Genomic DNA, 15,773 nt, shown 5'->3' with positions numbered 1-15,773 from the left:
CGATCTCATAGGTAAGCGATAGCGTAAGCGCTGACTTGTCAGTTCGCTAGTTTTGGTTTAAGTGCGGTAGCGTCTCGTAGAGAAGCGCTGCTGCAAGCAGTTCGCAATATTTCCACTTTACAATATCAGCGATCGCAATTTGAAGGTTTCTTGAGAATTGAGTTGACGTTTTCCGTCTAATATGTCTAATATTGTTTGTTCTTGCTCAAAAATTCCTAAAAAATCTCGTATTTCCAAATTATAGTCTTCCATTAATGTTTGTAATAATTCTCCATCAGTTAATTTAGGGAATTGTTCATTTTTCTCTTCATAGTCATAAACTAACATTCCTAATACATTTATATAATCTCGATCCTCTTGGCTCAGATTTTTTTGATCTAATATTGTATTAATTCTTTGTTGAGTGATATTTAATTCAAGATCATTTGTAATAGGACGAGGTGCAAATTCTGTAATTAAACTGAGGTAATAAGGGCTAGGGATTGTTAAACCAGTCATCATTTTTCCAATTCTCCTTATCATAGTCTGCATGGATTAAAACATCACGAATAAAAATGATTTGTGCCTGATAGTCAATGTAAGTAATTAACCGATAATTATTACCACTAATATTAAAAACGGTAAAGTTAGCAACTAAATCAGCAGAAGGAAATAGTTGACGTAATTGAGCAAAGTTCTCAATGCAACATTTAGTTATTCTATCATACCATAATAATAAGCTATTTTTAGCTGTTGAGTGTTTTTCCCAAAATTCTCGTAAACTCCTCCGACTAATTACTCGCATGGGTTTAAAAATCAAATTTTATATTTTATAATAGCTGATTCCACAAATATTGAATGTCGCAACAAGACTTTACATAATTGCTTATAATTGTAGTGCGATAGCGCAAGCGCTGTTTCTTGGATGCCCGGAGGGCTTTTGTCAGTTCGCCAATCCTATAGGGTGCGTTAATCAAATGTAATGCACCTTATCTCATTGGTTTGGTAAGAACATTTCTCGCTAAACTATAATCAGGGAAACAGCAAGATTAGATTATGAACTTAGATACAATTCAACAAGATATTGCGTCTCTTCCTCCCGATGCACAACAAATCATAGTAGAACTTGTAGAAGTCCTGAAAAAACGCTACCTTTTGAATCAACACGAATCTTCAGAAAATTCCTTGCAAGACTGGTCAGACTTTATCGGTTGCATAGAAGCTGAAACAGACCTCTCTAAAAACTATAAAAACTACTTAGACCGTGAACTTAATCAAAAATATGATCATAGTTGATACAGGCTTTTGGTTAGCTCTTGCCAATAAAAAAGATGCAGTTCATATAGCCGCCAAAAAACGATTTCAAGATTTAGCTAATCAGCAATTTATTACAACCTGGTGCGTCGTCACAGAAACTTGCTATCTATTACAAAAAAGAGTAGAAGTGGATGCTCCAAAAATCTTTATTAATAAAATTTCTACAGGAAAGCTACAAATATTTGATCTCAAACAACATCATTGCCAGCGTATTGAAGAACTGATGCAAAAATATAAAGATTTACCGCTTGAAAATACAGATATAATTATAATTTAGGACTCACAGTTATTTAACTGAATTTGTTATGCCATTAACATCATCTATTATTCATAGCGACCCTGATATTCTAGGGGGAACACCCGTTTTTGTGGGAACTCGTGTACCAATAAAAACCTTGCTTGACTACCTTGAAGCTGGTGATTCATTAGAAGTATTTCTAGACCACTTCCCTAGTGTCACACATAAACAAGCGATCGCGGCTCTTGAATTAGCCAAGGAAATGCTAACAGCTTATGCGAATCCTGCTTGATGAATGCGCTCCACGTCCCTTAAAGCGTCAACTTGCGGAATATGACATCAAAACAGTTGTGGAGATGGGATGGTCAGGAAAAAAGAATGGTGAATTGCTACAACTCATGATTCAAGAGGGTTTCACCATTTTGCTCACTACAGATCAAAATTTACGCTATCAGCAAAACTTAGAGCAAGTTGGAGTGGCAGTTGTTGTTCTTGTAGCGCAGAGTAATAAACTTGCTGATTTACTTCCTTTGTTGCCAGATGCTCGTAACGTTTTAAATACAATTGTACCGGGATCAGTGATTGAAGTTGGTGTTTCGTGATAGCGAAATCGCTCAATATCCATTTTTTTGTGCTTCCTTAACTGTGATTAATTGCGATATCATGGGTGAGCGATCGATCTTATAGCTACTATCTTGATTATCAAGTGATAAAATAAAAAAAGAAATAACAACTACTCACCCCAAGAACATCTTTTAGACTGCACGGTATCAGAAGAGAAAAAATAATGGCTGAACTCAAACTAAGATCAAAAGATCCAGATTCCCTCAGACGAATTATTGAAAGTGCTTTATCAGAAAGATTACAAAGTGTAATGGCAGGAATAAAAAGAACAGAAGAACGAATTATAGAATTGGAAACCAAGTATCAATTATCAACAAAGGAATTTATAAACCGTTTTAATAATGATGAATTATCCCATAATTTTGATTTTGATGAATGGATTGGCGAATCTCGAATGTTGACACATTTACAAGAAATGAAAGAGTCTATAGATGAGATTGATTTTGTTAATTGAAGATTATTTTCAGCAGATTCAGCTTTTAATTGAATCTTCAGAAATTGTCAAAATATTCAAGATTGAAAGTGAAAAAAGAGGAATATATGAAGGCTTGATCAGAGGAAAAATTGATTTTCAAGATAATTCTTTGCTGCATTTACGAGAATTTGTCTATGTTGAAATCTCCATAGAAAAATGTATAGTTATTAATATATGGATTCAGAAAATAAACTAATTTTTCGTTATGACAATACTGAACATCATCGAAAATCAAATCTCCCTACTTTTCCTCATCATAAACATGATGGAAGTGAGGATAATGTGATTAAATCAGATGCTCCTTTTTTAAATGAGGTACTCAATGAGGTTAAAAAAATATTAGGATAGTGCGATAGTGAAGCGCGACATAGGAATCGCTCAATTTCCATATTCTTGTGCTTCGTTAACTACTATGAAGTGCGATCGCCAACCCTGTACTTGAACGGTGCGGATATCGTAGCCGTTTTTGGTAGTGGTAAATATGTAGTGAAATCTCATATTTTCTCCCAACAATTCTCTTCACGAAATTACAGCAATGTCTATCAATCCACTCAGCCTCTTTTCAGTTAAGCCGACGATCGCCCATTACTCTATCTGCATTGACAAAGGATTAACCATTCACTATCGCCATGACATTCCAGGTGCATTAGATGCGCCGCAGGGGCTGAGTCATCATATGCTAACCTACTTTCTGTCTACAAACGAACGTCAAGTGACACATTTTGATGAGTGCGGAGAATACGACGGCGTGATGAAGCCTGGCGATTTTTATCTGTATCCTGCTGGTCGCTTTGGATTTACACGCTGGCATTCTATCGACAAAACACTTCATATTGTGATTGAACCGGAGTTTCTAAGTAAAGTTGCTCGCGATGCAGAGTGCATTAGTTTTGGGAATATTGAGCTTTTGCCTGTGTTGAAAACGCGCGATTGTAAACTTGAGAATCTCGTACAGCTCTTTTTGACTGAGATTGACGAGCGTAATTTCGGAGAGAAAGCGTATCTAGAATCAATCAGTTCTCTCTTTGGGATTCATTTGCTGCGTCGATACTGTACTACCACACCCAGATTTCAGAAGTATGTAGGCAATGGACTTACGCCTTATCAACTCAGTGTAGTTCTAGAGTATGTCCAAGCCTATCTGAGCAGTGATTTGAGTCTAGACACTATGGCATTCCAAATTGGCATGAGCCGCTGCTATTTTGCCACTCAGTTCAAGCAGTCAATGGGAATTACACCGCATCAGTATGTTAACCAGCAGCGGATTGAAAAAGCAAAACAATACCTGCGATCGCAAAAGTTATCTATTTCTGACATTGCAATCGAGTGCGGCTTCTCGAATCAAAGCCATTTGACCAAGGTGTTCAAACGGCAAACGGGCACAACGCCTAAAGTCTATGTCCAGCAATCGAGATGAATTCGATCAAAAGAATTGACAAAAATTAGAACATTTTTAAAAGACTAAAAGAATCCAAAGGCTATAGAGTAACGATGTCTCTGTGACGGAACGACTACTCTATGAACGGACGCACTATTTTTCTTTTAGCTGCACTCGCAGGAGGGGCTGTTCTTCCGGTTCAAGTGGCACTCAATACCCTGTTGCGTCGCCATGTTGGAGAACCGATGCAGGTGACGTTTATTTCCTATCTAGCTGGTGCTCTCGCATCGCTAGTTGTCTGCTTAATTGCTCAGTATCCACTGCCGACGGTTGCGGCTCTGGGACAAACTTCTTGGTGGATGTGGGTAGGTGGTTGTTTAGGCACGTTTTATGTCTGGTCAACTATTTTCGCAACCCCCAAGATTGGTGCTGCCTTTGCTCTGGGGCTGACGATCGCTGGTCAGATGATCGCCGCATTGTTTCTAGATCATTATGGCGCGATCGGACTAACTCGATTTGAGGCCAATCCCACTCGAATTACTGGCGTTGTTCTAGTGATATTAGGTGTTTCGTTAGTTGCTTACGTTAAACGTTAGTAAGAAGATAAATCATCATCAGCCACAAGCATACTCACAATACTCACTGGGAAATTGACACAATGACAATTTTTACTCCACAAGATTCTGCACTGCTCTTGATTGATCACCAAGTTGGGACAATGCAGTTGATCAAAAACATTCCTCACGACGTGGTAAAGCAAAATGCCATCGCCTTGGCTAAAACTGCTAAAATCCTCGGCTTGCCTGTTGTTCTTACCAGTAGCCAGGAAACGAACATCCAAGGTTTACTTTTGAGCGAGTTTAAAGAAATCCTACCTGAAGCTTACAGCGCACGAGTTCAGCGAGCAGGTATTGTGAACGCTTGGAACGACCCTAATTTTAGTGCCGCGGTTGACGCTACAGGAAAAAAGAATCTGATTATGGCGGGTGTAACAACAAGTGTGTGTTTGGTGTACCCAGTCCTCAGTGCGATCGCAGCAGGCTACCAAGTGCAAGCTGTTATGGATGCTTCTGGATCACCCTCTAAGCTAGCAGAAGATGTTTCCTGGCGGCGAATGGAAAATGCTGGTGCGATTTTGACCGCTACTGATTCAGTAATTGCTGAATTAGGGCAGGATTGGAGTACAGCCGCAGGCAGTCAACTCATTCAAGTACTATTTCAGCACGTACTACCCTCAATCTCTGCCTGATTAGTGAGAGATTCCATTAACACGCCTTATTACTAACTTGAACACAGTTCCAATTTTTGGCGTTGCTGATTTTAGGGATGAAAATGATTTTGCATACATTTCAGACTCTTGTAGAGACGTTCCATGGAACGTCTCTACCCTAAAAATCATACGCCAATTCAGCAACGCCAATATTTTTGGGAAAAGCGATTCCTAGGTCGCGCTTGTCTTCGAGACGCTCCGCGAACGCGATCGCAATATTTCTACTTTATTTAGGAGTGTTAGAATATAAGCGAACTGACAAAAGCCCTCCGGGCATCCAAGAAACAGCACTTTGCCCTACTCAGTTGTCCTTTAAGCAGATTAAATCAGTTGCAAACGCTGTTGTTCCTGGTTTCTATCTCCGAAGGCATTTGTTCTGGCACTATTCACTCATTTGGCAAAAACCTTAACTTGTTAACTGTATTCTCTGAACTGTAGCAAAACGACAAGCGTGTGTCTTGCACTCAGCACTGCTGCAAGCAGTTCGCTAATCTTGTAGGGTGCGTTAATGGAATGTAACGCATCTTATTACTGACTTGAACGCAGTTCCAATCCTAAGATTTATATTATGCTTGTACAATATTCAAAATTTTTCTTGCTATCATCTAGACATACACCTAAAATGTTTTTATGAAAATTTTTGTGGAAACTGGTAGTTATGACTTCGGCAATGTGGGTGACGTAGCTATGTTACAGGTAACAGTATCAAGATTACAAAGCCTTTGGCCTGATGCGGTAATTGAGATTCTTACCAATGTACCAGAGAAGCTTTCTCAGCTATGCCCCAAAACATTTCCCTTATCACCAAATGGTCGTCAACTATGGTTTTCGCCACTGATTAGTCCTAACGATAAATACCAAAAAGATATTAAAAAATTATCCGATAAAAAACATATTTTTCTGTTAGAAATAGAAGATAAATTTTGTTATTATTTTCCATTTTTAGCTAATACTTTACTTAAATTCAAATTACGAGAAAATCAACAAGAACTCAGGGAAATTAAAGCATTTGTAGAAGCAATTTCAACTTCAGATTTAATCGTCGCATCTGGTGGTGGATATATCACTGATTTATGGGGAGAATGGTCTCACGAAGTGCTAAATACCCTAGCTTTTGCCACCAAACTTGGTAAATCAACAGCAATTCTTGGCCATGGTATAGGTCCAATACAAAATCCAAGATTTTATCGAAAGGCAAAATCTGTTTTACCCTCTTTAAGCTTAATTTCTATTAGGGAAAAAAAAGCCAGTTTACCACTGCTCGATTTAATGGGTGTTTCACCTAACCGTATCATAACGACAGGGGATGATGCCATTGAGTTAGCATACAATGCCCGTAATCCAAAATTAGGAAATGGTATTGGCATAAATCTTCGTGTTGCTAATTATTCAAATATTGGTAAAGAATCCCTTGGAATAGTTCGTTCGACCTTACATGATATTGCAAAAAAGAAAGATTCACCGTTAGTTCCCGTACCTATTTTGCGTTATCACATAGATCCTAATGCGGAATCAGACATCACAACAATTCAACAAATTATAGCAGGTTTTGATAATGTTCTGAATCAAGGGAATAACCTTGATACACCACTTAAAGTCATTGAACAAGTGAGCCATTGTCGTATTGTTATTACAGGCAGTTATCATGCTGGGGTTTTTGCTCTTGCTCAAGGTATTCCTGTTGTGAGTTTGGTAAAATCTCAATATTATATTGATAAATTTCAAGGACTGGCAGATCAGTTTGGCGTTGGCTGTGATGTAATTTTGTTAGACGATGAAAAATTTGCTCAAAAACTAGCATCCAGTATTCATCAATTATGGGAAGCCGCCGAAGTTATAAGACCACAATTATTAGAAGCGGCACAAAAACAAATAGAGTTAGGGAAGACTGCTTATAAGCGATTATATGAAATTGTTCAGAAAAATAAAAATAGGGCAGATAGATAGTCATTGTTAATGCTCAAGTCAGTTCATTCCCAACTATTAACCTAGCATTTGCCTAGACATAAGCAACCAATGTTCCGTAAAATATATTTCAACCGAAAAATACCTTTTTAGAAGTTATGAAGAGCCAAGTTTGGTACATAGCATTGTTTATAGGAGTCATGTGCTTCGTGCGTTTCAGCCTAAGTATTGTTGGGTATATTGACCCACTGTGGCTTATGGAGCAACTTAATATTCCCGCAAATACTAACATCCAAATGCCTTATATTGTGCGGGTATGGGCGATTAGAGATATTGTTCTAGCGGTACTTGTGGCTTTTTCAGATAGGAATACGATTAGAAGTCTTCTTTTCGCTTGTATTTTGATTGATTGTGGGGATATTCTTTCTGCCCATTTGAGCGGCATTGCTGGACTATTTAACCCGTCTGAAGTTTGGTCATTAAAACTTACAGCAATTTTTGCTCTTATACCGGAATCTATGGCAACATTCTTAATCGTTAAAAGTGAGCAAGTAAGCCAAAACGGGTCTGTTAAAGATATTTGAGAAATAATCATTCAAAATACTCACGCCCGAATCACAGTAATCCGACGTTGATTTTCCGTAACCACAACCTCAGTTGATAACCTTTCTTCCATTGGGAGAGCATTTTTACGCCTATCAAACACAAATAACCAACCAAAATTCAACCCCAAACGCCCTAAATAAGATTCTAATTGCTCAATCCCATCAGTTTGGGGATCACGCTTTTTCTCACGCCATACCTTTAACTCAATCCCTAACGTGACATCCTTGTAACGCAGACATAGATCCATTCTGTCGCTACCAATTGCATATTCCCTTTCCAAAATTCCACCACCATTAACCACACGATGTAAAAAAGCCATTAATACTATGTGGGGAGCGATTTCATGATAGCCAGTGCTACCTAATAACGGTTCTCCATGTTGTCGCCAAAACTTGAGAAATGCTGCAAGTAACCCATCTATATTTAATTCACCTTCCGGGGTTAACCAAGTCGGTGCAATCATTGGTAGAGAAGCCATTGGAGTAACTGTTAATACTCTGGGTAACACTTCCCGATAAATGGGATTAGCAATAGTTAATCCACCTTGGGGGTGCATTTTACATAACCCCAAATCAATCACAAATTGAATATCATCATTAGGTATATCCCCTAATTCTAAACCTGCTAACATCGGTTCGATAATTGCTTTTATTCTTGGTTCTCGTAGTCGTTCGGCTAAACTATCCAAATGAGTATCTTGACGAGCGATTAATATTTCTTTTGCTTGTAAAATGTGTTCTTTATTAATAGCAATATTTCTATCTTTAAGCATTTTTTCCACAACTTCCTTAGCTAAAGCATTCACTAACCAAGGTTGTCCTTGGGTTAAATTAAAAGCTGTTTCTGTAGCTTCTGGTGTAAAAATTTGTCCTGTTGCTTGTGTATGTTGTTGATAGAGTTCTACAACTTCCTCAGCATTAAAATTTCTCAGAGTAATGGAACTAACTTTAATATTAAAAGGACTGGATGTATTTAATCTATCACTACCACCGGATGCTACTTTATAATCTCGTACATCTCGTAAACCAATTAATCCCACGGAGGAAGGAAAATTTTCGGGACGATTGGGAAAACCATCTCTTAACTGTCGTAAAATTGAAATTAATGTTTGGTCTTGCAAAGAATCAATTTCATCTATCAATAATACTAAAGGACGGGTTAAAGATTTTGCCCAACCTTGTAAAAAAGCCTTAATTCTATTTCCTGGTTCTTCCTGTTGCCATTGCTTCACAGGTGGTTGTAATTCTTTGGGTAAACGGATAGAAATTGTATCATACCAAGTTCCCAAAATCGCTAATTCTGCCGCACCAGGGTCATGATTAAATGCACTTCCTACTTCTACTGATACCATCACTGCTGCATAATTTCCTGTGGCGGTAAGTTGCTGTGCTAGGGATAACATTGCGGTGGTTTTCCCTGTTTGTCGTGGTGCGTGAAGGACAAAATAACTACGTTGTTGAATTAGCTCCTCCAAATCTGGTAATCGTATTGTTGGAGAGAGCATATAGTGGATATCGTCTTGACAAGGACCTGCAATATTAAACCAGCGAGTCATGATGATTTTGGCAGTTGGTGAACTCTTTAAGTTTAGATGATTTTGGGGTTGGGGCGAGGCATATAGGGAAAAATTAGGTAACGCCTAGTATGTTAATTTTGTGTGTTTTGGAGCGATTTCCTCGGAAATTATTGATGTTACCGTAGTTTACATCAAAAGCATATATTTCAGGCACTTTATCATAAAAATATGGGACACATTTTGTGCATGAAGCCTTATGGGATAAGGGATTCAGAATTAACACACTAGGTAACGTAGGACGTTGTTCCATAGGATGTTATACGGAAAAATTCTGTATAACTTGACAAGATTCACCTGTAATGTTTACTATATAGTTGTATAGAAAATTTCTGTATAATAACTAGTTAGCCCGCTGAGTTATTGGTCAGGAGAGTTCATCCAAGTTACTAATCCGAGTTACAGCTAAGTAGTTGCAGGATTTTTGGGGAATAGTTCTGAAGGCTACCTGTTGGTGAGAAGCCTAGAATGGGGAATCTGAACGCTAGAGAATAGTCTTAATAAAGGTAATTACACGAGATGGATTGGTTGCCAGAAAGCTTGCTTGAGATGCATTTCCATAGAGCTATTATCAAAAACTATGAAAAGAAGTTTGGTGCAAAATTTCTCAGACTTCTCAAGCCATCGACACAGAAAGAGGCGTGGGTAGGTTTTGATCAAGGTTGGATAAAATCTGATCTGCCTGAACAAGAGTTATTCAAACAACTTAGTTCTGCCGTTTCAACAAGCAAAACTAAATTATCCAAGTTTTATTTTGGTGAATTCCTTCAATTCAAAACTGTTGAAAAAATTACACGTAGAAGTAGTAATCTTCCTTCAGGCTTTTCAACACCGTACTATCGGTCAGCCTTATCTCTTAAACCAAATAAAACGTCTCATATTTCCCAACATGAAACACTCTGCCGCTTAACCAAGATAAGAGGATCATCAGTTTACTATGCCTGTCCAATGATATTTAATCAAGATGAGCTTTGGAATGAACCAAACCTTAAATTGCTACGATTTGTTGATGTTAGGACTGCGCCTAGTGGTTGGCTTACAAACGAGCAACACCATCTTGCTTTTCAAAGCCCTACTACGCGAGTGCCAGTGTGGTGCAGTGATCCAGTCGAGGGTAGAGCCTTTTCAGAAGAAGAGCGTTGGCAAAGTGAAAACCATCCAACACAACTATCAGGAGAGCAAGTTATTTCATTAATTGATAACATAGCTGAAATTTTCAGTAATCAAAGTAATGAGGTATTAATTCAGAGGGACATTTTCCCTCGTCTAGTTAGATATTTGCCAACATCAATGTGTCTTTATGAATTTGCAGATGAACTTTCTATTTTTGGTGAATGAACTGCTAATCATCTTAGTGCGATCGCTGATCTTGTAGGGTGCATTAATGAAATGTAACGCACTTTATCTAATGTTCAAAATTCGTGCGTTACGCTGACGCTAACATTAGAATATGATTGAAATTCGGGAGACTGAAATCTATTCGCAGTGGTTTAAGGCTTTGCGCGATCGCCAAGCAAAAGCACGTATAGATATTCGTGTTCGTCGCTTGTCTATGGGCAATCCAGGCGATGTTAAACCTGTAGGGCAAGGCATCTCGGAACTGCGGATTGATTATGGTCCAGGCTATCGGGTGTATTTCGTACAACGAGGTGAGACCTTAATCATTCTCTTAGCAGGAGGAGATAAAGGGACTCAAGAATGGGACATCAAAACAGCACTAAATTTAGCGCAAGACTTATAGGAGGTTTTCATGGCTACTATCCAAACCTATCCTTGGGATGCGGCGGAACATCTGGAAACAAAAGAAGATATAGCTGCATACCTTGAAGCTGCCCTTGAAGATGGCGATCCAAGCTTAGTGGTAGCAGCATTAGGTGATATTGCTCGATCTAAAGGGATGACACATATTGCCCGTGAAACAGGGTTGGGGCGTGAAAGTCTCTATAAAGCTTTGTCAATCGAAGGCAATCCAGAGTTTGCCACAGTTATTAAGGTTTTACAATCACTTGGGTTACGTCTCCAAGTTGTACCGATTGCATAACAAATAGACCTCTTGCATAAATACTTTGGTGTCGTCAAGAATATTCTTGAAAAGCTCACGCAGAGGCGCAGAGGCGCAAAGAAGAATTTGAAAATCACGACTTTTGCAAGAAGTCTAATCATTGGAGCGGACAATATTGTGATATTTTGGTTGAGAGTTGGGGGCGAGCGTTGGCGCAGCCTCTCTTAGAGAAGCGATCGCCGATCTTGTAGGGTGTGTTAATGAAATGTAACGCACCTTATGACTTAGATCGTGCATATCAGCATCTTTCGAGACGATCATCAAATCATTATCTTTTGCATAATTTCAAACTATCGGGTCTATTGTTGCTTTCATACCTATATCCCGAACATGAAGCGAGCCTGGAAAAAGATCGCTCAAACGGCTGGATAATTTAGGGGATAAGTTTTCATCAAACAGTAATTTCATGCTGATAAAGTCGAAATCATCAACCGACGTTCACGGTCAGCCGCATAAGTAACGCACCATTATTTATGTTAAAATTAGATTACCATAAATAGTGGAAAATTATTGCAATGGAAATTACTAAACTATCAACTCAAGGTCAAATTACTATTCCCCAAGTTTTAAGAGATCAGTATCATTGGCAAGATGGACAGGAATTAATAATAATTAATTTAGGTTATGGAATTTTATTAAAACCTAAAAAAACCTTTCCAGAAACAAAATTAGAAGATGCCGCTGGTTGTTTAAATTATCAAGGAAAAGCCAAAACAATTGAAGAAATGGAACAAGCAGTAGCAAAAGGAATAGAAGAATTATGGAATCAATGATTGCTATTGATACTAATATCATCGTTAGGTTTATTACCAAAGATGATGAACTACAGTATCAACAAAGTTTAGCATTATTCAAAAATAAAAATATTTTTATCGCTGATACTGTCATCTTAGAAACTGAATGGGTTTTAAGGTTTGCTTACAAGTTTAAACCTTTGGAAATTTGTAACGCTTTTAGAAAAGTTTTTGGTTTACCTAATGTTTATTTAACTAATGAAAAGCTAATTTTACAAGTTATTGAATGGCATGAAAATGGTATTGATTTTGCAGACGCTTTTCATTTAACTTCTAGTAATCATTGCTTAGAGTTTTATACTTTTGATGAAAAGTTTATTAAAAAGTCTCAAGGTTTATCTAATTCAACAGTAAAAAAGCCTGATTTGTAAATTAGGATTTTTAGCTATCAGCCGCATAAGCAATACAAGCCTTTAAATCTTCTCGCGTTAAGTCGGGAAAATCATCAAGAATTTCTGCTTCAGTCATCTCGGAAGCTAGATATTCAAGCACCTCATAAACTGTGATTCGCAACCCACGTACACAAGGCTTACCACCACGTTTATTGGGTTCGATTGTGATATAGTTTCTGTAATTCATTATGTGGCGATCGCATTCTTACCAAATTATCTAATGATACCATGTATTTGTGCTAAAAACTTAATAATTTCACCGTTCAACATCTTTGAGTTTACCTTCTGGTTGCACCGAAGAAAGTGTTAAAATCGAACCAAATGATGTTTTCCACCTGAAACCATGCGTGCGATTGAAACCACAGGTATCTTAAATAAACAAGGACAAATTCAGTTAGATCGTCCCCTTCCCCAAGACAAAGCCAGTCGGGTGCGTATTATCCTGCTAATGCCAGAGGAGGATGATCTCAACGAACAAACCTGGTTAGATGCAATCTCAACCAACCCTAGCTTTGCTTTCCTCAACGATACAGAAGAGGACATTTATACTCTCGAAGATGGGCAACCCGTAAACTATGAAAGGTAAGCTTGTTCTGATTCAATTTCCTTTCGATAACCTATCTTCCAGTAAAGTCCGTCCTGCCTACTGTTTAACAGATGTGATCGGCATTTATCAGCACATCATTTTTGCACTCATCACCAGTCGCATTCCTGAAGCACCTCTCAACACAGATATTATTCTCCAACCGGAACATCCAGACTTCCTTAATAGTGGACTTAGGCAAGCATCAACCCTACGTCTCGATCACCTAGTAACCCTCCGTCAATCCCTAATTCGGCGTGAATTAGGATATTTCACATCAGAGACTCAAGCCTCAATTGCAGATATTTTGTGTCGTATTCTATGCTCTTAATGAAACTAGCGATCGCGTAAGCGCGGTTTCTTGGATGCCCGTTCGCGTAGCGTCTCCTAAAGGAGAAGGGCTTTTGTCAGTTCGCCAATCCTATAGGGTGCGTTAATGGAATCTCAATTTTGAGAAAAGCAATCTACAAAAGTCCTTCTTTGCATTCTCCTCTCTGCGACTCTGCGCGACGGACACTTTGCACAAGTCGGGGAACCCGCCCAAGCAAGTGTCCTCCTCTGCGTGAGAAAAAAATATAATACTCAAGCCCGAATCACAGTAATCCGACGTTGATTGTCCGTCACCACAACCTAACCCCAAACGCCCTAAATAGCGCGATCGCTAATCCTATAGAGTGCGTTAATAGAATCTCAATAACTTCACCGTTAAACATCTTTGAGAAAAGCGATTCCTACGGAGCGCGCGCTACGAGACGCTATCAATCAAATAGCTATCATCTCATGGCTGGCGTTTCAAAAATCAAAAGAAGTCTTAGTTTTTAAAACCAAGACTCCATCTTGAACTATCTAATTGCCGATCCTGTAGAGTGCGTTAATAGAATGTAACGCACCTGATAAACCGTTATTCACTTGCTGATTTTACAGGCGTGGTAGTTTCTGAGATAGGAGCAGCAGATGAACTAAAAGCAACCCGTAAAAAAGGTGGCGCCAGAAAAGTTGTCAGAATGACCATGATAATAATGGATACTTCCAACGGCTTATCCAGAATGCCGCTTGCAGAGCCAATACCAGCAAACACTAACCCCACTTCACCACGAGGGATCATCCCTACGCCGATCGCTAGACGATTGATTCCGGGTATTCCAAATACTGCCCAGCCGGTGATCAGTTTACCAACGATCGCCACCAGTACCAAAAAGACCGCAATCAACAGTCCGGCGCGATTCTCTGGAACGGCTGGGTTTAATACGCCCAAATCAGCCCGCGCACCCACAGTAACAAAGAAAATCGGGACAAGCAAATCAGCGATCGGTTTGATCAATTCATCCAACTCATTTCGGGCATCGGTTTCATCGAGTACCAAACCCGCCGCAAATGCACCCAAAATCGCTTCGAGATGAATGGCGTTACCTAAAAATGCCATAAAGAAAGCAAAGATGAATGCCGGAATCACAATATTCCCGCGAGTTTTGAGCCGCTCAACGATCGCCACAAAACCCTTGTTAAAGACACCACCCAACAAAATCGAACCAATTAAAAATGCTGTCGCGCTGACAATTAAATAAATAACATTAGCAACATCAATTTCACCAGTTTTAGCTAAACTTGCCACCACCGCCAAGACAATAATCCCCAGGACATCATCAATCACCGCCGCGCCGACAATGATTTGACCTTCTTTGGATTTGAGTTGACCTAACTCCGATAAAACTTTAGACGTAATACCAATACTGGTTGCCGTCAAAGCCGCACCCGCAAAAATCGCTGGAATTGCCGCCACATGAAACACCAACATCAATCCTGCCGTACCTGCCGCAAAAGGTGCTGCCACCCCAACACAGGCAACAACTGTGGCTTGAATGCCCACTTCCTTGAGTTGCCGCAGATCGGACTCTAGACCAATTTCAAACAGCAGAATAATCACACCGATTTCCGCAAGAACAGAAATCACTTCACTTTGTGACTCAAAGATCCGGTTCAGTGCTTCTGGCGCAAGCTGATTCAAGCCTTGCAACGCCCTCATAATCACTGAGTCGGCAGCAGACAAGCCACCTTCAGGAAAGATCACCAGGTGCAACGCCGAAACGCCGACAATCACACCAGCCACCAGTTCCCCCAAGACAGGCGGAAAATCCAATTGCCGAGCGACCTCCGCGCCGAACTTACTGGCGAGATAAATCACCACCAGCGTTAGCAATACGCCAGACAGAATAATGGGTGAATCCTCCGCAACAACGGTGGACAAGAATGGTATTGGAGCGATAAGAGTGGCCATCTCCCCACTGAAAGGAGGCAAAATATTGGACAAAATCATGAGTTTAAAGTGATGAAGTTTAAAGGTTTGAGGGAGTGATAAAACTGACTTCTGCCCAGGGGCAAAGTACCGCGAACACAAAATACAGTTACTCAAAAGCCGATGTCATGACCTCGGCCTGTGGGATTTCTGTCGTCTCGATAAGTAGTCAGACAAAATTAAATTGATTCGTTGAGAGAGGGAACAGGGAACAGAAAAATGAGTTGTGTAATTAGGGGTTGCTGATAGCGTAGCGTGCCGTTAGGCATATAAAGCTAAAACTG

General features: G+C 39.4%; 25 protein-coding genes. 19 read left to right on the top strand and 6 right to left on the bottom strand.

Annotation, left to right across the window (positions count from 1 at the left end):
* Positions 1 to 117: 117 nt before the first annotated feature.
* Together VB711_RS19310 and VB711_RS19305 are read right to left on the bottom strand one after the other, a co-directional pair.
* Positions 118 to 501, bottom strand: coding sequence for a transcriptional regulator (locus tag VB711_RS19310; RefSeq protein ID WP_323287863.1), 384 nt, complete (start codon positions 499 to 501; stop codon positions 118 to 120).
* The gene (locus VB711_RS19305) at positions 476 to 784 is read right to left on the bottom strand and encodes a type II toxin-antitoxin system HigB family toxin (protein WP_323287862.1); all 309 of its coding nucleotides are present in this window, start codon (positions 782 to 784) and stop codon (positions 476 to 478) included. The genes VB711_RS19310 and VB711_RS19305 overlap by 26 nt, the downstream gene beginning before the upstream one ends.
* Positions 785 to 1,035: 251 nt before the next feature.
* On the opposite strand from VB711_RS19305, the gene VB711_RS19300 reads away from it, so the two are divergent.
* From VB711_RS19300 to VB711_RS19245, 12 genes are all read left to right on the top strand, one after another.
* Positions 1,036 to 1,275, top strand: coding sequence for a hypothetical protein (locus VB711_RS19300; RefSeq protein WP_168540046.1), 240 nt, complete (start codon positions 1,036 to 1,038; stop codon positions 1,273 to 1,275).
* Positions 1,262 to 1,573, top strand: coding sequence for a type II toxin-antitoxin system VapC family toxin (locus VB711_RS19295; RefSeq protein ID WP_323287859.1), 312 nt, complete (start codon positions 1,262 to 1,264; stop codon positions 1,571 to 1,573). The genes VB711_RS19300 and VB711_RS19295 overlap by 14 nt, the downstream gene beginning before the upstream one ends.
* A 28-nt stretch (positions 1,574 to 1,601) precedes the next feature.
* A complete protein-coding gene (locus VB711_RS19290) occupies positions 1,602 to 1,826 on the top strand; it encodes a DUF433 domain-containing protein (protein ID WP_323287858.1) in 225 nt (74 codons plus the stop codon).
* Entirely contained in the window at positions 1,810 to 2,136 is a 327-nt protein-coding gene (locus VB711_RS19285) for a DUF5615 family PIN-like protein (protein WP_323287857.1), read from the top strand. Before VB711_RS19290 ends, VB711_RS19285 begins: the two co-directional genes overlap by 17 nt.
* 185 nt (positions 2,137 to 2,321) lie before the next feature.
* Positions 2,322 to 2,612 (top strand): hypothetical protein, encoded by a 291-nt coding sequence (locus VB711_RS19280; RefSeq protein ID WP_323287856.1) that lies wholly within the window; start codon positions 2,322 to 2,324, stop codon positions 2,610 to 2,612.
* Positions 2,602 to 2,829, top strand: coding sequence for a hypothetical protein (locus VB711_RS19275; protein WP_323287888.1), 228 nt, complete (start codon positions 2,602 to 2,604; stop codon positions 2,827 to 2,829). Before VB711_RS19280 ends, VB711_RS19275 begins: the two co-directional genes overlap by 11 nt.
* Positions 2,808 to 2,981, top strand: coding sequence for a toxin-antitoxin system TumE family protein (locus tag VB711_RS19270; RefSeq protein ID WP_323287855.1), 174 nt, complete (start codon positions 2,808 to 2,810; stop codon positions 2,979 to 2,981). Before VB711_RS19275 ends, VB711_RS19270 begins: the two co-directional genes overlap by 22 nt.
* Positions 2,982 to 3,168: 187 nt before the next feature.
* Positions 3,169 to 4,050 carry an AraC family transcriptional regulator gene (locus VB711_RS19265; RefSeq protein ID WP_323287854.1) on the top strand — a complete coding sequence of 294 codons (882 nt, stop codon included), beginning with the start codon at positions 3,169 to 3,171 and terminating at the stop codon, positions 4,048 to 4,050.
* A gap of 101 nt (positions 4,051 to 4,151) precedes the next feature.
* Positions 4,152 to 4,607: a DMT family transporter gene (locus tag VB711_RS19260; RefSeq protein ID WP_323287853.1), complete on the top strand. Its 456-nt coding sequence runs from the start codon at positions 4,152 to 4,154 to the stop codon at positions 4,605 to 4,607.
* A gap of 62 nt (positions 4,608 to 4,669) precedes the next feature.
* Positions 4,670 to 5,260: an isochorismatase family protein gene (locus VB711_RS19255; RefSeq protein ID WP_323287852.1), complete on the top strand. Its 591-nt coding sequence runs from the start codon at positions 4,670 to 4,672 to the stop codon at positions 5,258 to 5,260.
* 651 nt (positions 5,261 to 5,911) lie between these two features.
* Positions 5,912 to 7,228 (top strand): polysaccharide pyruvyl transferase family protein, encoded by a 1,317-nt coding sequence (locus tag VB711_RS19250; protein WP_323287851.1) that lies wholly within the window; start codon positions 5,912 to 5,914, stop codon positions 7,226 to 7,228.
* A gap of 116 nt (positions 7,229 to 7,344) precedes the next feature.
* Positions 7,345 to 7,770 carry a hypothetical protein gene (locus VB711_RS19245; protein WP_323287849.1) on the top strand — a complete coding sequence of 142 codons (426 nt, stop codon included), beginning with the start codon at positions 7,345 to 7,347 and terminating at the stop codon, positions 7,768 to 7,770.
* A gap of 20 nt (positions 7,771 to 7,790) precedes the next feature.
* Here VB711_RS19245 and VB711_RS19240 read toward each other — a convergent pair whose 3' ends face one another.
* Positions 7,791 to 9,347, bottom strand: coding sequence for an AAA-like domain-containing protein (locus VB711_RS19240; RefSeq protein ID WP_323287848.1), 1,557 nt, complete (start codon positions 9,345 to 9,347; stop codon positions 7,791 to 7,793).
* A 537-nt stretch (positions 9,348 to 9,884) separates the two neighbouring features.
* Here VB711_RS19240 and VB711_RS19235 point away from each other — a divergent pair.
* The 3 genes from VB711_RS19235 to VB711_RS19225 all read left to right on the top strand — a co-directional run bounded on the left by VB711_RS19235 (position 9,885) and on the right by VB711_RS19225 (position 11,406).
* Positions 9,885 to 10,703 (top strand): hypothetical protein, encoded by an 819-nt coding sequence (locus VB711_RS19235; protein ID WP_323287847.1) that lies wholly within the window; start codon positions 9,885 to 9,887, stop codon positions 10,701 to 10,703.
* A 112-nt stretch (positions 10,704 to 10,815) separates the two neighbouring features.
* Positions 10,816 to 11,106 carry a type II toxin-antitoxin system RelE/ParE family toxin gene (locus VB711_RS19230; protein WP_323287846.1) on the top strand — a complete coding sequence of 97 codons (291 nt, stop codon included), beginning with the start codon at positions 10,816 to 10,818 and terminating at the stop codon, positions 11,104 to 11,106.
* 9 nt (positions 11,107 to 11,115) lie between these two features.
* Positions 11,116 to 11,406 carry an addiction module antidote protein gene (locus tag VB711_RS19225; protein WP_323287845.1) on the top strand — a complete coding sequence of 97 codons (291 nt, stop codon included), beginning with the start codon at positions 11,116 to 11,118 and terminating at the stop codon, positions 11,404 to 11,406.
* Between the two features lie 306 nt (positions 11,407 to 11,712).
* Here the strand turns inward: VB711_RS19225 and VB711_RS19220 are convergent, their stop codons facing one another.
* Positions 11,713 to 11,835, bottom strand: a complete 123-nt coding sequence (locus VB711_RS19220; RefSeq protein ID WP_323287843.1) for a DUF5615 family PIN-like protein — start codon at positions 11,833 to 11,835, stop codon at positions 11,713 to 11,715.
* Positions 11,836 to 11,942: 107 nt separating this feature from the next.
* Between VB711_RS19220 and VB711_RS19215 the strand changes: the two genes are divergently transcribed.
* Positions 11,943 to 12,200 carry an AbrB/MazE/SpoVT family DNA-binding domain-containing protein gene (locus VB711_RS19215; protein WP_323287842.1) on the top strand — a complete coding sequence of 86 codons (258 nt, stop codon included), beginning with the start codon at positions 11,943 to 11,945 and terminating at the stop codon, positions 12,198 to 12,200.
* A complete protein-coding gene (locus VB711_RS19210; RefSeq protein WP_323287841.1) occupies positions 12,188 to 12,592 on the top strand; it encodes a type II toxin-antitoxin system VapC family toxin in 405 nt (134 codons plus the stop codon). Before VB711_RS19215 ends, VB711_RS19210 begins: the two co-directional genes overlap by 13 nt.
* A 10-nt stretch (positions 12,593 to 12,602) precedes the next feature.
* On the opposite strand, the gene VB711_RS19205 is transcribed toward VB711_RS19210, so the two are convergent.
* Entirely contained in the window at positions 12,603 to 12,800 is a 198-nt protein-coding gene (locus VB711_RS19205) for a DUF433 domain-containing protein (RefSeq protein WP_323287840.1), read from the bottom strand.
* Between the two features lie 156 nt (positions 12,801 to 12,956).
* Between VB711_RS19205 and VB711_RS19200 the strand changes: the two genes are divergently transcribed.
* Both VB711_RS19200 and VB711_RS19195 read left to right on the top strand, forming a co-directional pair.
* Complete coding sequence (locus VB711_RS19200) at positions 12,957 to 13,199, top strand: hypothetical protein (RefSeq protein WP_323287839.1); 243 nt, start codon at positions 12,957 to 12,959, stop codon at positions 13,197 to 13,199.
* Positions 13,189 to 13,527: a type II toxin-antitoxin system PemK/MazF family toxin gene (locus tag VB711_RS19195; RefSeq protein WP_323287838.1), complete on the top strand. Its 339-nt coding sequence runs from the start codon at positions 13,189 to 13,191 to the stop codon at positions 13,525 to 13,527. The genes VB711_RS19200 and VB711_RS19195 overlap by 11 nt, the downstream gene beginning before the upstream one ends.
* Before the next feature lie 570 nt (positions 13,528 to 14,097).
* Here VB711_RS19195 and VB711_RS19190 read toward each other — a convergent pair.
* Positions 14,098 to 15,510 (bottom strand): cation:proton antiporter, encoded by a 1,413-nt coding sequence (locus VB711_RS19190; protein ID WP_323287837.1) that lies wholly within the window; start codon positions 15,508 to 15,510, stop codon positions 14,098 to 14,100.
* Positions 15,511 to 15,773 lie beyond the last annotated feature (263 nt).

It is taken from the genome of Cronbergia sp. UHCC 0137 (assembly GCF_034932285.1).
Taxonomy (GTDB): Bacteria; Cyanobacteriota; Cyanobacteriia; order Cyanobacteriales; family Nostocaceae; genus Cronbergia.
This window is presented reverse-complemented; position numbering and strand designations above follow the sequence as displayed.